This is a genomic window from Sulfitobacter sp. HI0129, assembly GCF_001635395.1.
GTDB lineage: Bacteria > Pseudomonadota > Alphaproteobacteria > Rhodobacterales > Rhodobacteraceae > Sulfitobacter.
Map to the genome: position 1 here is coordinate 1 of NZ_LWGH01001085.1, position 399 is coordinate 399.

Here is a 399-nt window from a genome sequence, read left to right on the forward strand (position 1 = left end):
GGCATGGATTTGCCTTTCTTACGGGCCGGGCACGAACTGCGCCGTGGCGGTGCGTGGCTTTNGGGAGCGGCGCGCCGCCTATTTCTTCATGGAGGTCGCCGCGTCGTCCAGTCGCGACAGCGCCTCTTCGATCTCGTCATCCGTGATGTTGAGGGGGGGCAGGATGCGCACGACGTTGTCTGCGGCCGGCACGGTCAAAACCTCATGCGCGTAGCCCGCCGTGACGAGATCGGTGTTCGTCACCTTGCAGCGCAGCCCCAGCATGAGCCCCATTCCGCGCACCTCTTCGAAAACGTCCGGGTGCGATGCCACGAGGCCTTCGAGCTTTTGACGGATGATCCCGGCCTTGCGGTTCACTTCGGGCAGGAAATCGGGCTCATGCTGGGGCTGCGCTGCAAG

1 protein-coding gene is annotated in these 399 nt (G+C 64.3%); it reads right to left on the bottom strand.

Annotation, left to right across the window (positions count from 1 at the left end; translation table 11 throughout):
• Positions 1-78: 78 nt before the first annotated feature.
• Positions 79-399 (bottom strand): aminotransferase class III-fold pyridoxal phosphate-dependent enzyme (locus A3764_RS22770; RefSeq protein ID WP_150122424.1); only part of this gene is annotated, 321 nt, incomplete at its 5' end.